The organism is Pseudocitrobacter sp. 2023LY-00077 (assembly GCF_055796175.1).
On the sequence record NZ_JBSPEI010000008.1, the window covers coordinates 148,140 to 165,958 of the forward strand.

The 17,819-nt window shown below is 52.6% G+C and carries 16 protein-coding genes; 9 read left to right on the forward strand and 7 right to left on the reverse strand.

From position 1 onward, the window contains the following. Positions 1-186: 186 nt before the first annotated feature. Positions 187-360, forward strand: coding sequence for a GhoT/OrtT family toxin (locus ACWWFX_RS12505; RefSeq protein WP_276220099.1), 174 nt, complete (start codon positions 187-189; stop codon positions 358-360). Positions 361-729: 369 nt separating this feature from the next. Here ACWWFX_RS12505 and yncL read toward each other — a convergent pair whose 3' ends face one another. Then, complete coding sequence (yncL, locus tag ACWWFX_RS12510; RefSeq protein ID WP_015964321.1) at positions 730-825, reverse strand: stress response membrane protein YncL; 96 nt, start codon at positions 823-825, stop codon at positions 730-732. A 201-nt stretch (positions 826-1,026) separates the two neighbouring features. On the opposite strand from yncL, the gene ACWWFX_RS12515 reads away from it, so the two are divergent. Both ACWWFX_RS12515 and ACWWFX_RS12520 read left to right on the forward strand, forming a co-directional pair. Beyond that, complete coding sequence (locus ACWWFX_RS12515) at positions 1,027-1,200, forward strand: GhoT/OrtT family toxin (RefSeq protein WP_071843511.1); 174 nt, start codon at positions 1,027-1,029, stop codon at positions 1,198-1,200. Positions 1,201-1,272: 72 nt separating this feature from the next. After that, on the forward strand, positions 1,273-2,052 hold the full coding sequence (locus ACWWFX_RS12520; RefSeq protein ID WP_473223924.1) for an alpha/beta fold hydrolase: 780 nt from the start codon (positions 1,273-1,275) through the stop codon (positions 2,050-2,052). Positions 2,053-2,070: 18 nt separating this feature from the next. On the opposite strand, the gene ACWWFX_RS12525 is transcribed toward ACWWFX_RS12520, so the two are convergent. From ACWWFX_RS12525 to ACWWFX_RS12540, 4 genes are all read right to left on the reverse strand, one after another. Further along, a complete protein-coding gene (locus ACWWFX_RS12525; RefSeq protein ID WP_473223925.1) occupies positions 2,071-3,504 on the reverse strand; it encodes an aldehyde dehydrogenase in 1,434 nt (477 codons plus the stop codon). Positions 3,505-3,610: 106 nt separating this feature from the next. Beyond that, the gene (locus ACWWFX_RS12530) at positions 3,611-5,722 is read right to left on the reverse strand and encodes a virulence factor SrfC family protein (protein ID WP_473223926.1); all 2,112 of its coding nucleotides are present in this window, start codon (positions 5,720-5,722) and stop codon (positions 3,611-3,613) included. Then, the gene (locus tag ACWWFX_RS12535) at positions 5,719-8,688 is read right to left on the reverse strand and encodes a virulence factor SrfB (RefSeq protein WP_473223927.1); all 2,970 of its coding nucleotides are present in this window, start codon (positions 8,686-8,688) and stop codon (positions 5,719-5,721) included. Before ACWWFX_RS12535 ends, ACWWFX_RS12530 begins: the two co-directional genes overlap by 4 nt. A gap of 2 nt (positions 8,689-8,690) precedes the next feature. Then, positions 8,691-9,905 (reverse strand): SrfA family protein, encoded by a 1,215-nt coding sequence (locus ACWWFX_RS12540; protein WP_473223928.1) that lies wholly within the window; start codon positions 9,903-9,905, stop codon positions 8,691-8,693. 246 nt (positions 9,906-10,151) lie between these two features. On the opposite strand from ACWWFX_RS12540, the gene ACWWFX_RS12545 reads away from it, so the two are divergent. The 3 genes from ACWWFX_RS12545 to ACWWFX_RS12555 all read left to right on the forward strand — a co-directional run bounded on the left by ACWWFX_RS12545 (position 10,152) and on the right by ACWWFX_RS12555 (position 14,141). Beyond that, on the forward strand, positions 10,152-12,131 hold the full coding sequence (locus ACWWFX_RS12545; RefSeq protein WP_473223929.1) for an acyltransferase family protein: 1,980 nt from the start codon (positions 10,152-10,154) through the stop codon (positions 12,129-12,131). A 168-nt stretch (positions 12,132-12,299) separates the two neighbouring features. Then, entirely contained in the window at positions 12,300-13,898 is a 1,599-nt protein-coding gene (locus ACWWFX_RS12550) for an ABC transporter substrate-binding protein (RefSeq protein ID WP_473223930.1), read from the forward strand. 9 nt (positions 13,899-13,907) lie between these two features. Beyond that, positions 13,908-14,141 carry a YdcY family protein gene (locus ACWWFX_RS12555; protein WP_473223931.1) on the forward strand — a complete coding sequence of 78 codons (234 nt, stop codon included), beginning with the start codon at positions 13,908-13,910 and terminating at the stop codon, positions 14,139-14,141. 3 nt (positions 14,142-14,144) lie between these two features. On the opposite strand, the gene ACWWFX_RS12560 is transcribed toward ACWWFX_RS12555, so the two are convergent. Together ACWWFX_RS12560 and ACWWFX_RS12565 are read right to left on the reverse strand one after the other, a co-directional pair. Next, positions 14,145-14,594: a DMT family transporter gene (locus tag ACWWFX_RS12560; RefSeq protein WP_276220107.1), complete on the reverse strand. Its 450-nt coding sequence runs from the start codon at positions 14,592-14,594 to the stop codon at positions 14,145-14,147. Then, a complete protein-coding gene (locus ACWWFX_RS12565; RefSeq protein WP_473223932.1) occupies positions 14,591-15,109 on the reverse strand; it encodes a GNAT family N-acetyltransferase in 519 nt (172 codons plus the stop codon). Before ACWWFX_RS12565 ends, ACWWFX_RS12560 begins: the two co-directional genes overlap by 4 nt. A 39-nt stretch (positions 15,110-15,148) precedes the next feature. Here ACWWFX_RS12565 and ACWWFX_RS12570 point away from each other — a divergent pair, with 39 nt between their 5' ends. The 3 genes from ACWWFX_RS12570 to ACWWFX_RS12580 all read left to right on the forward strand — a co-directional run bounded on the left by ACWWFX_RS12570 (position 15,149) and on the right by ACWWFX_RS12580 (position 17,726). Beyond that, a complete protein-coding gene (locus ACWWFX_RS12570) occupies positions 15,149-15,724 on the forward strand; it encodes a helix-turn-helix domain-containing protein (RefSeq protein WP_473223933.1) in 576 nt (191 codons plus the stop codon). A 76-nt stretch (positions 15,725-15,800) separates the two neighbouring features. Beyond that, entirely contained in the window at positions 15,801-16,835 is a 1,035-nt protein-coding gene (locus ACWWFX_RS12575; RefSeq protein WP_473223934.1) for an NADP-dependent oxidoreductase, read from the forward strand. A 231-nt stretch (positions 16,836-17,066) separates the two neighbouring features. Beyond that, positions 17,067-17,726: a GntR family transcriptional regulator gene (locus ACWWFX_RS12580; RefSeq protein WP_276220128.1), complete on the forward strand. Its 660-nt coding sequence runs from the start codon at positions 17,067-17,069 to the stop codon at positions 17,724-17,726. The last annotated feature ends 93 nt before the right edge of the window (positions 17,727-17,819 follow it).

Consider the following 17,819-nt stretch of genomic DNA (forward strand, 5'->3'; position numbering starts at 1 on the left):
CCACGAAAACAGCCGCGATGTCCATATTTAGCTTAAGTATCATTTCCACTCATCTATTAATTGCGCAGTAATCGGGCACTTTTCCTGGTTATTGCGCGCTGCGTGGTTTTGTGATCGTCCAGGAATTGCAGTGAAAAGGAATAACGCATAGTACGCGCGACAGTCAGCAAGGAGGCACGAACAAAAATGACGGTGTTTGAAAAAATGATGATGGTCTATCTGGCGATCGGCGTCGTGAGCGGTGTCACAACCTGGTATCTGGCCCGCGATAAGCCGGGTATTCGCTTGCTGTGCGCGCTGCTCATTGGCGCAACCTGGCCGCTGAGCTTCCCCGTAGCGCTGCTGTTTTCACTCTTTTAAGCCTGAACCGCCGTTTTGACATATCAGGAACAACGTGCGAGGATCCGCGCCGTTATTAATTCTGGTATTCGAATCGGTTATGAATAAGACGGTATTTTGCGCCATTGCATTGATGGCAGTTATTGGAGTCGGAACACATGTTTCAGCTCATCGCGCGGTAGATTGTACACAACAGGGTGGCGCTGAAGCAGCATGCGTAGCCTCGGTATGGGATATGGAAAAGGTGAATCCTCTTCCGCAGTACAATCCGGATAATGGCGCACTGGAACCCGCGTCAAGAACCGTATATACCTCTGCCTTTTCAGGGCGTTAAGTAGCAAAAATCAAAAGCAGACAGCACACTGCTTTTGATTTTTTGCAGCTAAACCCTTAAGACAGCCAGCTAAAGCGTGCGAGCAGCAACGAAGCCAGACCCACTGCTGCGACGACATTAATCAAGACAACGGTTTTGCTTGAGACGTCCATTATTATGCCCTTTGTGAGTTAACCAGAGGATTTATAGTCCGCATTTATCAGTTTCGCAATACTATTAAATGGTGGTTATGAATATAAAGCGGTGAACGAAACGGCAAATACTCCGTCTGTACTCCGTTAGTCGAACTTGATCTACATCAAAAAAAATAGCATATTGCGCCCGGTTGTTAATTTATTATGCGGGCAATTTGGATGACGCTGTACCAGAATATGCTGATTTTCTACGCCGTGATGGCGACTCTCTGTGCTTTTATCACCTGGTTCCTGACCAAAGAAACCCCCACCGTTCGCCTGATGGCGACCGTATTGATTGGCGCGACCTGGCCGTTTAGCTTCCCCGTTGCCCTGATGCTCTCATTGTTCTGATTCCGGACAACCTGCTGGTAACCTAATGTGTGGTACTGTATAAAATTACAGTCATTCATCAGGAGGTTACCCATGAAGTCTTTTTACTCGATCATTGCCGGTGCCACCGTTCGCTTTCATGACTTACCGGGTCAGGGCGTTCCTGCCGTTTTTATTCACGGCCTCGGCTGTGCTTCTTCCTACGAATATCCCCGTATTGTTGTTGATGAAGCCTTCCGCAACCGTCGCGCATTGCTGATCGATCTCCCCGGTAGTGGTTACAGTGACAAACCGGCGGATTACTCGTTCAGCGTCAGCGCGCAGGCTCAGGTTATAGCTGAGCTTCTTACCCATTTGCACATCAATGACTGTTATCTCTATGGTCACAGTATGGGGGGCAGCATTGCGATTGAAGCGGCGCAGCTATTAGGACACCGCGTGCGTACCCTGGTGGTTTCTGAGCCCAATTTTTATCCCGGAGGCGGTATGTTCAGCTGCAAGATTGTTGAACAGACGGAAGCTGCATTTATTGCTACCGGTTTTACCCGGTTAGTCGCGGCAGAAACCACGCCGTGGGCAGGCTGTGTGCAGAACACGGCTCCCTGGGCGTTATGGCGTGCGGCGAAGAGCCTTGTCGACGGTGTATCGCCTGACTGGATGTCACGTTTTCTGGCGCTGAAGTGCGCAAAAGCGCTAATTTATGGTGCGCATTCACTCCCCGCTTCGGATGCGGATGAAGTAGCCGCAGCGGGTATACCGTTACACATTATTCCTGATGCCGGGCACTGTATGTCATGGGAAAATCCGTCCCTGTTGGCGGAGTCGCTGGATGCTATCTTCTCAGCGACGCAGAACAAACACTCCGGCCCGTAGGCCGAAGTAAGGGCATAATCAGAAAGGTAACGGCCGTGGCTGGGTTTGCATTGTTATCCAGCGCAGTTCAGTAAATTCATGAATACCTGCCCGGCCGCCAAAGCGCCCATAGCCCGAGTCTTTGCAGCCGCCGAAGGGCATCTGCGCCTCATCATGAACGGTTGGCCCGTTGATGTGGCAAATGCCGGTTTGCAGGTTCTGCGCAACATTCCACGCGCGGGCGGTATCGCGGCTGTACACGGCAGAAGAGAGGCCGTAGGGGCTATCGTTAGCAATACTGACAGCCTCATCGATATCACGCGCGCGAATAATGGCTTTTACCGGGCCAAAGGATTCCTCATGCCATAAACGCATGTCCGGGGTAACGGCATCGATTAGGGTTGCTTTCATCAACGTTGAATCCGCTTTGCCGCCGGTAAGCAGACGAGCACCTTTTGCCAGCGCATCGTCTATTAATGAATTGCAACGCTCAACCGTTTTCATGTCGACCACGGAGCCGAGCAGCCCTTTAGGGAGCCCGTTTACCCGGTTGACCAGCGCATCAATAAACGGGGCCGCAATGGCGTTATCAACAATAATGCGCTCGGTTGACATACAAATTTGTCCGGCGTTGGCAAATGCGCCAAAGGTGGCTCCGGCGGCGGCCTGCTCAATATCGGCATCATCAAGAACCAGCAGCGGTGCTTTGCCGCCCAGTTCAAGCACGACGGGTTTCAGATAGCGGGCACAGGTTTGCGCGATAATTCGGCCAACGGCGGTAGAGCCAGTAAAGTTAACGCGGCGTATTGCCGGATGAGCGATAAGTTGTTCGACGCGGGCGGGGGCAGATTCTGGCGTGAAAGTGAGGTAGTTCACCACTCCTGGTGGGATTCCAGCGTCAGCCAGTGCGGTAATGATCAACCCCTGTGTGGCGGGTGATAGTTCAGATCCTTTAAGGATCACTGTATTCCCGCAGGCCAGCGGCGTGGCGATAGCGCGTACGGCCAGAATAACCGGCGCATTCCACGGTGCCATGCCGAGTACCACCCCCGTTCCCTGACGCGTAGCCAGCGCAATGTTACCTGGGGTGTTAGAGGGAATGACCTGGCCTTCAATCTGGGTCGTTAGCGCTGCTGCTTCGCGCAGGATCTCCGCGCCAAGATGGACGTTAAACCCGGCCCACTGTTCGGTGGCTCCGGTCTCTGCGTGCAGGGTAGCGACAAACTGTTCGCGGCGATGCTCAAGCGCATCAGCGGCGGCAAGCAGTAAACGACGGCGCTCGCCGGGCGAGGTGTCGCGCCAGCCAGGGAAGGCCGCGGCAGCAGATTGCGCCGCGCATTCGGTGTCCTGTTGCGAGGCTGCCGATGCCACGCTTGCCGTGTCGCCGGTAACGGGGTTCAGTCGCGTGTAAGTTGCGTTATCCGCAGCGGCGCAAGCTTCGCCGTTAATAAAAAGGGGGCTGGTTATTGTCATGTTGACCTCATATGCACGGAAGACGCGTTGAGTGTAGAGTCCGGCTGTGAGGCTGCCCATGTAGCATACGGATTTCGCACACTTTTTTTCTGTCTTACTACATGGCTCACACCACCTTAAGAATGTGCTGAAGCGCCAGGCGGTCGGGTGTTGAGATCGCAAAAATATCGTCCTGACATTCCCCTGCGCGGGTGTAAAGCGCCACCAGCCAGTCATATACGTAGCGGCTGGCGGCGTGTACAGGCTGCTCAGTAAGCTGCGTCAGGCGATGCGATGTTCGGGCTGGCGGGTTGGCAAATATAGCAAGCCCTACAGCCACACGGCTGGCGGGTCTTTCGGCAGTATTGTTCCCGGCATAACCGAGCCAGGATATGAAATTGCCTATCATGGCGCGAAGCTGCGCAGGGTTCGCCTGATGCTGTGTGGCCGCGTGGCGCAATTGTTCTGCCAGCGTCAGTTGGGAACTGATGGCAATCAGCGTATCGCAAAGCTGTTGCAAAGTAGCCGGGGATACTCCCAACCGTTCAGCGCTGGCTTGCTGACGGCCCCAGTGGCGAACATGTTGGCACCACAATCGGAAAGCCAGCGTGCCAGCGTCGTGGGTTTGCTTTTGTGGCAATGTCAGCGATTTGGGTTCGGCAAACAGATCGACCACGGAGTGGATCTGGGTTGTCACGCGGGCTTCACGTGAATGCTGTACTTCAGCGATGGCATTAAAACGTTCGAGAGAAGGGAGCAATCCTTCAAGCAACTCGCCGTGATGCGCCGCCTGGCCCTGAAGAACGCGGATCATCGATTCGCATTGCGCAAAATGATATCCCTTCCCATTGAGTATTGGGCTGAGGAGCATCTGGAGGGCTTGCTGGTGTTGTGAGATTAACGAATCAAAGCGGCGATTTCGCGTTGAACGTAACGTGGCGCGTGAAAGCCATTCGATCAGGCGCGCCAGACTATTGCTGTCAAAGGCGTGTAGCGCACCCCAGCGCTGGCCAGGTTTACCGACTAAATGCTGGACAGCTTCATCATGCTGCACGGTATGCGCGGCGCGATCGTCTCGTGGGGTTATAGCCCATACCAGCCCCGGCAAGCCACTATCCTGTTGTGGTTGTGTTGTCTCAACCCACTGGCTCAGGGCTTTGGCGACACGCGGAATGGCGCTTCGCTGGTGGGTGGCATTGCATATCACCAACACATCAGGCTGCCGCTGTTGGCGGTAAGCTTCCAATAACCAATGACACTTGCTGGCCCACAATGTGCCTGACTCGTCGAACAGTGGCGCAGGGATATCGAGGATATCGACATCGTCCAGCGCCATGCACGGGCTGCATAAAACCAGTTCCGCCGTCAGGAGCGCCAGCGTGGAGCGAGAAAGATTGACGGTTTGTTGGCCGGGCAGCTGTAGCAGAACTGACGGATCGTTCTCGCAGGCGGCGGATAAAAATCCCTCTGTCGGCAGCAAGAACGTATCGACCAGCAGACTCAGCGGTGCATAGACATCGGTCGCGTTGCCCAGTAAATGCAAGGCATGCGACAGGGTTTGCCACTGCTGCGTAAGATCGGGGCGATCGCCCCACAGCAGTGACCACGCGCGGGTTCTGGCGCTGGGATCGAGTGACGGCAGTAGTTCAACAAACGTATACCACTCACTCTCGCCAACCTCCTGCTGTGCTGCGGGTACCACCGATTGCCAGTAATGCACCACGTTGGCGACCTCTTCAGCACTAACCGCAGCGGTCATCTGCGGCTGACGCAGGTTTTGCAGTAATGCCAGACGTTTACGAAACGTCTGTGCCCGAAAAGTACGGGTCTCGGCGTGAGCAATAAGGACCTGCGCCAGCTGTGCCTCCCGCAGTACCCGTAAACGCAACGGGAAAGCATCATGGGGAGAAGGGGTATCACGCGTAAAGCGCAGTGCCATCTGGCAACGTTGATGGCCCGGATTAATGTGATTGAAATAGTCGAGACGCTTTTCGCCCATCGAAATCGGCAGGCGATCATCACCCTCGCCGCACAGCGCGTTCAGCAGCCAGGCCTTCGATACCTGTGAATGGCCGAATAGTGCCAGCGTGCCGCGTTGCTGCCGGGATGCTTCCAGCGCGTGCTTTTGTGCGCTCAGACCCAGCAGATGAAACAGCAGCGCATCCGCATCCATGTCCAGCCCTGGTGCATTTTTGCGCGTGGTGGAAATCCATGCCATTACCGCCTGTTCTGTATTCATGCTAAGTAAACGCTCCCGCTATCGATCCAGTAATGGCTCCCGCGATGTCGGCGGTCGGCCAGGGTATTCAGTTTCAACGTCAGGGCCTGGGGTGATACCGGCGTGCCGTCGGCAAGCCACGCATCGTTCAGGCTAAATGAGCGTGCGCATTCCGTGTTGGTGCCTCCCTGAAGCGCCAGTCGCACCTGCAACACGCCGTCACCGGCGATGACTTTCGCAAGCTCAGGTGAGTTGATGCTCAGGGTATACAGCGGCGTGGCAGGCCAGCGCGCATTGGCGAGCTGGCGGAATCCCAGAGTGACGCTGCCGCGCAGCGGGAAATGGAGGCGCGCATCCAGGGTCACGCCAGGCTTATCGAGATCGAGATCCTGATACCAGATATTTTCATCACTCAGGGTATTCACGGTTTTATCCAGTACGCCAAGATAACGGACGGTGGAATAGGCTCCGATATCCGCCGCTTTAAAGTTAAAGTGCGGCAGGCGTAAATCGAGCGCCAGGCTGCATAGCATCGCGCCAACCGCAGCGGTAGATTTTGGATTGCCAATGCGCCCTTGCTGGCTAAAGGGATACCACTCATGTACCGGGTAGCGGTCGAGCCAGACCATGCGACTCACCGGCACGGGCTGCAAATAGCGAATCAGCGCCTGCACACCGGGCAGACAACCGGGACGGCCGGTAATCAGCAGCACATCACAGGTATAATGGGTGATGGCTTCACACAAGGCGTGCAGCGGCGCGGCGAGGGTAAACTCGCCCGCCAACATAGCGTCGTGCAGGTCGCGGAACGTTACCGCCATCGGTACTGACAGCACATCAAAGGTTTTGCTTTCAGCGGGTAACGCGTGCTCTACGGCCTGATTAATGTAATTCAACACACTGCGGGTAAGCGGTTGTTCGAGCAGTTCGCCGAACGTCGCGTGCAGTCCGGCAAACGGATCGGCGGTATCGCTCTGCTCCCAGGCGGCGAGAATGGCATGCCCGATGGGGATAAACAGCTGCAGCGTGGTCTGCTGGCGCAGGACTGCCAGTGCATCCAGTCGCCCAGAATCACCAAAAAGTGTCGCCATCAACGCTGTAGCGTCGTTCACACCGGCTCGTTGCAGATGTGTTTGCAACGCAGGAAGGACGCAGCGCTGGATGATATCCAGCAGGACGTCGTCTCCTGCCACTTTGAAGCCTTCGCGAAACAGCAACTGGGGCGTAATTTTGACGTTGCCGCCCGAGCCATCATCAAGTTGGTATTGGGTAATGGCCATGTCGGTGGTTCCACCGCCCAAATCAATAGACGCAACGCGTAGCGTGCGCTCGCGGGCAATGTCAGGATCTTCAGGCCGATCCGGGCGGGCGAGCGCAGCAAACAGCGCCTCTGTTTGGCCGCAATAATGGGCAATCGCTTCGTTATACAGCCAAACCAGTTGGCCACAGCTGGCTTCGTCCCATGCCATTTGAATCTGCGGCAGCGGTATTCGACACTGGCGTGCATCAAATTCATCATCCTGCGGATGCCAGCCCAACGCTTTCCACACCAGCGCCAGCGCGTCAGACATCCGGCGGCGGAAGATTTCACGCTCCTGTTTTGGCATTGCCGAGGGGAGTGTGAGGATCAGGGTGCGCAACTGGCGGGGCGACGCCGGAAAGCCGAGGCGTAACCGGGTGGCGACGCTATTGATCTGACCCAGCGCCTGCGCCAGTAATTCACAGAGCATATGTGTCATCAGCGTACTGCGGCTGTAATGCGGCGTAAATACCGGCATTCGCTCATCCTGAGGGAGGTTGAACAGCGGTTCGCCGTCGTCATTCATCAGATTCATTAACGGCGAGGCCGTCGCCAGCGGTTCACGCTGTGATTTACCGTTTAACTGGCTGAAGCGCCAGCTTTGCACGGTTGGCGTTTCATCCCACAGATAGCGTCGTGGGCTGGAAAGCCCGCTATAGCCTTCAGTACCGGTACGCTGCATTGCCAGCTTGCGAGCCTCGTCGCCAACGCGGACCAGTGATGGCCAGATAAACGCATTTTCACGCCCGCTTTCAACAGAAAAGTGCTGCTTACCAAACCGCGTCTGCGCAAACTCCACCCGGCTGGTAAACATCGGCGCATTCAAAAATTGCGGTTGACTCAGCGAGCGAACCTGGACTTCAGCTGTCTGCCGCAGCCCATCATTGGCGTCGCCATGATCTTCAATCAGTACGCCACAGGTGTGCGTATTGCCGACATCCAGAATCAGGTCAACTGGAATTGCAGGGGTGCTAAGCGTAGTGGTTACTAACTTTACTTCCGGAACGACCAGCTGTTCGCCAAGCATCGCGACGATGTTGAGCCAGTGCCCCTGATATTCAAACATCCGCATCGCTTGCGCCAGATCCTGTTCGCTGCGCGGTTCATGTTGATGCAGCGCCTGGGTAAAGGCCTCGCGCAGCCAGCCATCGATCCACGTCTGATCGAGAAAATCGGTCAGTTCGTCATCCTGGCAGGCCAGCGCAAAGCGCGTGCCGTTGAGAACGTCATTCTCGACTGGCGCCAGTGTTGCAGGGTCATTACTGCGCGTCTGGCTATCGAAAGCTAACGTCACGCGATGGCTATTACCGGCACTGTCGGGCGTTTCAAGCTTACGGATTTGCACGCGCGCCCAGTTATCAGGTCCCTCAACGAAGGTGCGTGGCGGATTAAAGCGGAAAAAAGGCAGCGGAAGCCATACGCCATCCAGTAAGCTGAGCGAGTGGTGCAGATCCAGCGTACTTTCCGGTTTGACCACCTCGGGTTGATTCCGGGCATCGCCCGCCAGCGTGTAGCGCAGATGCGCGGCATCCCAGCTCAATCGTAGCAGCGGGCCATTGGCGGTTTTACGCACAAAGCGGCCAATGCCCGGGGAACTTTGCGGCGTTAAGCCAAAATCAAGAAACTGCACGCCGCTGTCGGCAATTAGCGTAACGCTTTGTTTATAATCGCAAAGAGTGACAAGCATCGTCAGGCTCCGATTTTCTTAAAGGTGACAGGTACGATCTTGTCTGCGCTATAGCGCGCGGTACAGGTGGCAACATCAAAGGTGTTCGCTTTGCAGCTAATTTCTGGCATTGGGAAGCGAGAACCATCGCTACAGCGCGCCGTACCCCGACTTTTAATCAGCAGTTCGCCGTTCTGATGCAACCCGGCGAACAGGGCGACCCGGCAGATAATGTTGTCGTCATGTACCAGACGGGCCGTACCTTTGTTGTTTTCAATCTGATAGCGCAGCGATGGGGCATTTTTCATTTCAAGTAAAAGCCGCCAGTTGCCGTTCAGGAAACGTGTCGTTCCGGCGCGGAGCTGGTTGGGTTCCATCACCAGCACATCTTTAGCAATGGGGGCCAGTACAATGTTATTAACCGGAGCTGGCTGTTCCGTATGGCTGGCGAGCTGTAAGGGCAGAGCGCGGGTTAGCGTCGGCAATGTTGGGGAGATAACCGCCGGGGAATGCGCCAGTATAGGCGCTGGCGCTGATGGCCAGAACAGCGAGGCGGCTATCGCGACAATGAGTGCCGCCGCGAAGGGCAGCGTCCAACGCCAGCGTCCTCGCGCCGTGGCGGCGCGGTGAGTGATGGGGGCTACATTGGAAGCCGATTCCTGTTCGTAAAGTAGCGGAATATCGGCCTGAGCAAAGGCTACCATCGGTTCAGTGGGCGAGTCGTCGGCAGGAAGATGTTCAATGAGCGGTTCTGGCTCAGCGATACGCAGGCAAGCAAAAGCATCGCCACGAGGGCTTTCGTTGAGGTTAACAAATCCCCAGAAGCAAATAACCGGTTTGTCATTCACCAGAAAAAGATGGTTCTCGCCCGGAAACTGCAATGTATTTTCCAGCAACGCGCCGAAGAGCTGTTGTGCAGGTTTACCTGATTGCTGACAACTGCCGGAGAGCACCCACACCGTTTGCTGGAGCGCATCAAGAGCTCGCAGGGCACTTTCGCGCTGAGCCGTGCTGGCGGCGTTCCAGCTGACTACGCTGCCTTCAACAGGCGAGTACCAGTCAACGCGGTCCCCTTCATCATTTAACTGCGGAACCGCCAGGCTGTCGCATACAGCGAATTGTTTACGCAGGCGAAGGGTTTCGCGCACCTGATTTGCCGAATCAAACACGGCTTGCCCGCCGCCACCCACCGCCTGAAAATCATCAAGATTTCCGCTGCGTAAGAGAATTTTTGCCACGTTATTGCCCTTTAGACTTCTTCACCGATCTACTTTACAGAAGGGGGCTTCAGGCCAAACGGTGAAAGAGAGGGCTAAAATGGGCAATTCTCAGCGTATTGAATTTCAGCGCCCTAAGTAAAACCTGCTGTGGGATTGGGTGAGCGGTATAACAACACGCGCAGGAAGTTGGTGTTGTAATGACGACTTAAAAAGTATTTGCAATATGTTATGATCTAGCCTGCAAATTCATTTTTCAGGCAGATTATGAACTATCGAGCAGATATTGTTGGGTTGAGAGGGATTGCTGTTTTATTAGTCATTCTTTTTCATGCGGGGGTTACGCTTTTCCCATCAGGGTTTGTGGGCGTTGATGTTTTCTTTGTGATCTCTGGGTTTCTAATATCAGGGGTCATTCAGACAGCGATTGTTAATAACACGTTCTCATTTAGCCAGTTTTATGCCAGACGGCTATGGCGTTTACAGCCAGCAATGCTCACGATGCTGTTATTCTCGCTGTTGGTGGCCTCTGTCTTTTATTTGCCGGACGACTATTCAGACTTTCTGAAAAGTAGTCGTAAAGTTATTCAGGCAACGGCGAACCAATATTTCGCACATGAAACAACTGGATACGCAGCACCTGATGCCGATAAAATGTTGCTGCTGCATATGTGGTCATTGTCAATTGAATGGCAATGGTATCTGTTTTTCCCTTTAATCTATACCGTGTGTGTAAAGTTTTTAAATAAGCAGAAGTTGTTTCTGGGTATCTGTTTATTTACATTGATCGCCATTGCTTATTCACTCATCTTCGGGGTAAAACATCCTGTCCAAACATACTATGCTTTTCTCTCTCGCATTTTCGAGTTTATGTTGGGTGTGTTGGCCTATGAGATGTCTAAACGGAAAAGTGTCTTAAAGAATCAGTGGCAGACGGTAATAACAGTTGTGGCACTGATGGTTATTATTTTTGTTGCCACAAAAGAAGATATCCTCAAGGCCTATCCTAATTATTGGGCATGGGCTGTTGCCATGAGTTCGGCCGTGTTACTTGCCTGGGGCGCAACTGAAAAAGAAACACTCTATGCAAAATTGACCTCAACTAAGCCGCTGGTTTATATCGGAGAAATATCGTACTCGTTGTATCTCTTCCATTGGCCGCTACTGGCAGCGCTGCATTATGTTGGGTACGAGAGTATGCTGGCCCGCACACTGGCAGTAGCATTATCCTTTGCGCTGGCATCACTCACCTATTTTTATGTTGAGATGCCATATCGTAAGAGTAAAACCCCATTATTGAAATCACTTCTGCTACTGGTCATTGTTCCTTATATACTTTTCTATGGAATTTATAGCGTGGTGAAACATAACGACCAGTTTAGCAGTTTGCGTTTTGGTTCTGAAATGGCAAGAGTCAATAAGACATTGGATGAATCACGTTTGAAACAGCGTGAGGAGTGCATGAATATAAATGTAAAGGGAACGGATGCCAAATGCATTGTTGGTGATAAAACTTCAGCGAATCGCGTTTTATTGATGGGCGATTCTCATTCGAATCAATACTGGAATTTCTTTGACCGCCTGGGAAAAGACGCTAACCTTGCTGTGGATGTTAAATCGACCTCTTTATGTCTTGCATTTCCTGGGATTTATCAGTACGACTTTTGGAATTATCCAGATATGCCGTACCAGCAATGCCACGATAATGTTAATGAATACTACAAGGCGATTGATTCCGGTAATTACGCTTTTGTCATCATTTCTGAAGTATGGGAAAACTATGCGAGTTTTAATATTTACGAACATCCGGATGATAAAAAGTCACGTGATTTATCGATTGAACGCATCAACAAGGCAGCACGAGTGGGGATCAAACGAATCATAGCCTCTGGCGCTACACCTGTCATTGTCAAAACTATGGCGCCAATGCCAGCTGGTTTTTTGACCTGTTTTTATGAGCATTTTAAAACACGTCGGGCTTATTCAGAAAATGAGTGCAACCCGCATGCGCAGGTAAATGATGCTCAGTGGTGGACCACTAAAATGTTTGACTCGTTACAGCAAGAATTTCCGCAGTTAATCATTATTGACCCGAAAAGGGTACAATGCGACGGTCAGCGCTGTGATACTGAAATTGACGGTATCCCTTTGTATCGTGATGTCGGGCACCTTAATGATTATGCGACCAGTATATTTGCGGAGCGTTATCTCAGGAAAATTGGTAATCCATTGAAAAATAAAGATTAAAATGTAAATGCGCGGTGTGGGGAAAATCTAACCGCGCATTTCATGAATTTGTATATTAACGCATTGATAGTTCGAAAGTTTATGCCTTATGGTTTCTGGTTATTTGCCAGTTTGCGCCCCCTGTGCTGTTATTAAACCCCATATAATAAAATCGAAAGGCTTATAACCATGTCTACAGGGAAAACACTTCTCGCGCTGGCGCTGAGTGCATTATTACCGGCAAGCGCGGCGTGGTCCGCGAACAACGACACGCTGATTTACTGTTCAGAAGCGTCACCTGAATCTTTTAACCCGCAAATTGCCAGTTCCGGCCCGTCATTCGTCGCCAGTTCACAGGTGCTGTATAACCGTTTGATCAATTTTGATCCGGTGAAGAATACGCCGATACCGTCGCTGGCAACCGAGTGGGAAATTTCACCGGACGGGTTGACCTATACGTTTACCCTGCGTCAGGGAGTGAAATTCAACAGTAATAAATTCTTCAAACCCACCCGCGACTTTAACGCTGATGATGTGGTGTTCTCTGTGCTGCGCCAGAAAGACGCCGATCATCCGTACCATAATGTCTCGCAGGGCCGCTATGAATATTTCCACGATGTTGGCCTGGATTCGCTCATTAAAGAGGTGAAAAAGGTCGATGATTATCACGTTCAGTTTGTCCTTAATGAACCGAACGCCGCGTTTCTGGCTGACTGGGGGATGGATTTCGCGTCGATACTTTCCGCTGAATATGCCGATGCAATGCTGAAGAAGGGCACCCCGGATAACGTCGATAACTGGCCGATTGGCACCGGGCCGTATGCGTTGCAACAGTACAAAGTTGACTCGCTCATTCGCTACATTGCCAACCCGAACTATTGGGATGGCGAAGTGCCAACGAAACACCTTATTTTCTCTATCACGCCAAATGTCCAAACCCGTCTGGCAAAACTGCAAACCAACGAGTGTCAGATTATCCCGGCGCCGTCGCCGGTCCAGTTTGCGGAAATTACCAAGAATAAAGATCTGACCCTGCATAAAGTCGATGCGCTTAACGTGGGTTATCTGGCATTTAATACCGAGAAAAAACCGTTTGATAATGTGCTGGTGCGTCAGGCGCTGAACTACGCTACCGACAAGCAGGCTATTATCAAGGCCGTATTTTTGGATTCTGGTACGGTCGCGAAGTCGCCGATCCCGCCGAATATGCTGGGCTTTGACAAGAATCTGAAGGACTACACTTACGACCCGGAAAAAGCGAAAGCACTACTTAAACAGGCAGGGCTGGAGAAAGGCTTTGAAGCGACGTTATGGTCGATGCCGGTACAGCGCCCGTATAACCCAAATTCGCGGCGTATCGCGGAAATGATCCAAAGCGATTGGGCGAAAGTGGGCGTAAAAGCCAAAATTGTGTCGTATGAGTGGGGCGAATATCTGTCAGGGATGCGCAAAGGCGAGCATGATACCGCGCTGTTTGGCTGGATGTCGGACAATGGCGATCCGGACAACTTTGCCGGCACGCTGCTGGGTTGCGGCAGTATTAAATCCGGCTCCAATGCCGCGCGCTGGTGTAATAAAGAGTATGATGGGCTCGTGAAAAAAGCACTGCTCGCAAGCGATCCGGCAAAACGCGCTGCGCTCTATGGTCAGGCGCAGGAGATTTACTTCCAGCAAGCGCCGTGGATCGCGCTGGCGAACGGAAAAACGTTCTACGCGACGCGCAGTAACGTGACGGGGTACAGCGTCAGCCTGATGGGCAGTGATTTTTCGAAAACGAAAATCAATTAAGGAGTTTGTATGTCACATCTGGATGAGGTCATTACGCGGGTTGACGCCGCGATTGATGAGAGTGTGATCGCTCATATGAATGAACTGCTGGTGGTGCTCAGCGATGATGCGGAGCTTAGCCGGGACGATCGCTATACGCAGCAGCAGCGCTTGCGTACAGCGATTGCGCATCATGGTCGCCAGCATAAAGAGGATGAGGAGGCGCGTCGCGACCAACTCACCCGTAGCGGCACCATTCTGTAACGCTCAAAACTGGCGTCTGGCCACCAGCCAGGCGCCGACCACCAGCATTATTGCACCGCACACCGGGCCGATTAGCGCTCGCCACGCAATTCCCTCAGTTTTCACGATATCCATCACCAGCCCGCCAATCAACTGGCTGGCGACCAGCACCGCAATAGTTGTCGCCGCGCCCACGTATTGATAGCCGCTGATACTGGCAAAAACAAAAAACGACCCCAGCAGGCCCGGAATCAATGTCCACCACTTTACCGCAGATACCAGCTCACTCGCGCCCGCCAGCCCGTACTTCACCAACAGAATACTGACAAACAGCACGATGCCGACCAGCGAATTCAGCAGCATGGCGATCAGAATAGTCGAGGAGCTCTGAGTGATGCGCACCATGAGCGTATTCTGAATCACCAGGCCAATGCCAGCGGCAACCAGAAACGCTAAGGTGAGGGTGCTGTTCATGCTTTTCCATCCGGATCGGTGCGGTTATCCAGCTGTAGCTGCATGAAGGTGAGATCCAGCCAGCGGCCAAATTTTGTGCCGACTTGCGGCATCTGCCCGGTAGTGATGAACCCTAAGGTTTCATGCAGATGCAAAGACGCGGAGTTCTGCGCCTCAATACCCGCCACCATGACGTGCTTGCCACGACGGCGCGCTTCTTCAATCAACGCTGTCAGCAACGCTCGGCCAAGACCTTTTCCCTGATGATCCGGATGAACGTACACTGAATGCTCCGCCGTATGGCGGAAACCATCGAAAGCTCGCCAGTCGCCATAGGAAGAGTAGCCGGTCACCACGCCGTTTTCTTCGCTCACCAGCACCGGGAAATGGGCGAACTGACGGGCTTCGAACCAGGCGATACGGTTGTCGGTATCAACGGTTTTATCGTTCCAGATAGCCGCGGTATGCACGACGGCATGGTTATAGATTTCGGCGATCGCCGCGCAATCTTCTTTCGTCGCAAAACGAATGCTCATGACTTGAACCTCAGAGAATGTTCACTATAGTATAACGATATGAATACTATTGAAGACAATTTAAATCAACGGATCGGTGCAAGAATTCGTATCGAACGTGAATCACGCGGCTGGTCATTAAGCGATCTCACCGAGCGTGCGGGCGTCTCTCGCGGCATGATCCATAAAATCGAACGCGGCGAGAGCAGCCCGACGGCGGCGCTGTTGGCACGTTTGTCTGGTGCTTTTGGTATTAGCATGTCGACGCTGATTGCGCGAGCCGAAATGCAGGAGGGCAAACTGCTGCGCTTTGCGGATCAGCCAGTCTGGCACGATCCGCAAACGGATTATTTGCGTCGTCATGTTTCACCACGCAGCGATATGCCGATTGATCTCGTCCAAATTGAACTGCCTGCGGGCAGCGATATCCCGATGCCAGCCTCGGCTTATGCCCTGGCGCGGCAGTTAATCTGGCTGACGAAAGGCGAGCTGGTTTTTGTCGAGGGCGATACGCGCCATGAGATGAAGGCGGGTGATTGTCTGGAGCTGGGGCCGCCAAACGACTGCCGGTTTGTTAATGAGACGAAAGAAGCCTGTACGTATCTGGTGGTAAGGCTCAACACGCCTCCGGCCTGATGCGCCGCATATTGTTAAACGTAAAGTGTGAATCAACGCTACGCTCTGTACAGGTTTTCAAACAAAGGCACAGGTTATGACCAAAGACACATTACGTCAGCGTCGCTGGGTTCTGGCATCACGTCCGCACGGTGAGCCGGTGGCTGATAATTTCCGCCTTGAAGAGGCAAATGTTCCTGAACCCGCAGAGGGCGAAGTGCTGCTACGCACAATCTATCTTTCACTCGATCCCTACATGCGTGGGCGAATGAGCGATGCGCCATCTTACTCACCGCCGGTCGAACTGGGTGCGGTGATGGTGGGCGGCACCGTTAGCCGGGTAGAGCAATCGCGTCATCCGAACTTTAAAGCGGGTGAATGGGTACTGGGTTACAGCGGTTGGCAAAGCTATGATGTATCCAACGGTGAAGGGCTGGTGAAGCTTGGCGATGCGCCGGAGCATCCTTCCTGGTCACTCGGTATTCTCGGCATGCCAGGTTTTACCGCTTATATGGGGCTGCTCGATATCGGCCAGCCTAAGGCGGGTGAAACGTTGGTGGTGGCTGCCGCCACGGGCCCGGTTGGGGCGACGGTGGGGCAAATCGGTAAACTAAAAGGCTGCCGCGTGGTGGGTATTGCGGGCGGGCCAGAGAAATGCCGTCATGCGGTGGAGGTACTGGGGTTTGATCTCTGTATCGATCATCGGGCGGAGGATTTTGCCGAACAGCTTGCCAGCGCCTGTCCGGCAGGGATTGATGTGTACTACGAAAACGTAGGCGGTAAGGTTTTTGATGCCGTATTGCCCCTGTTGAATACGTCGGCACGCGTGCCGGTATGTGGCCTGGTGAGCGGTTATAACGCTACTGACCTTCCTGATGGCCCCGACAGACTGCCGCTGCTGATGGGCACTTTGTTGAAAAAACGGATCCGCATGCAGGGCTTTATCATTGGCCAGGACTATGGCCATCGCATCGGCGAGTTTCAGGAGGAGATGGGCCGCTGGGTGCAGGAAGGGAAAATAAAATACCGTGAACAAATTATTGATGGCCTGGAGAATGCGCCTGCGGCGTTAATCGGCCTGTTAAAAGGGGAAAATTTCGGCAAAGTCGTTATTCGCCTCGCTAACGATTAGTAAAGATTGAAACGGCGTAGTCAATACGCCGTTTTTTTTCGTGCAAAAATATCATAAACCGCTTTAATATAGTGTAACAGAAGCGTTGATATAAAACGCTCAGTCAAAAGCATGACATTTAGAAATTCATTCTCTCGCCATCATCAGGAAATGCAACACTGTCAGGTAGTCAATAACCGTATTTGAGATATGGCCCTGTGTTGGGTCATGACGATGAGAGCGACCATTATTATGTTTGATTTTGCCAAAGCGCAAAGATTGAGTCTGACTCAACAGGTAGAACAAAATTTAAAAAATGCATTAATTATTGGCGCGCTAAAACCCGGCGCGCGCCTGGTGACGAAAGATATCGCTGAAAGCCAGGGAATTAGTATTACGCCCGTACGTGAGGCCTTGCTGCGTCTGGTCTCGTCCGGCGCGCTGTACGCGGCCCCTGCACAGGCATTTTTAGTCCCGGAGCTTAATCTGGAGCGTTATAATGAAATTCAGATAATCCGGAAGAAGCTGGAAGGTATGGCGGCAGCGGCAGCGTCTGAAAAAATGACCATAGAAAAAGTAAGTCAATTACAGCGATTAGTCGAAGAGTTTCACTCAATTAAAAGCAGCGGCGACATCGCTAAAACGTTACAGTCAAATTATCAGTTTCGTTTTCGCCTCTATGAATTTGCTGAAATGCCGACATTAACGGCGCTAATTGAGCAACTCTGGGTTCGCATTGGGCCCAGCTTCAATTATTTATACCCGCACGCGGATGAACAATTCTATCAGCGTGAGTTTTATCGCTCATTGCTTTTGGCGTTAGCGAAAGGCGCACAGGTAGAAAGTTATGATGCTATGTGTGAAGTTATAGATGAAAGCGGGGCATTATTGCAGCAGCAATACATTAATTAATTTCAGGTATTAATTAGTGTTGATTAATAATGAAGTGTTAAATTTAGCGAATATTAAATATAGATGAAAGAACCCTCATCCCGCCGGGACGAG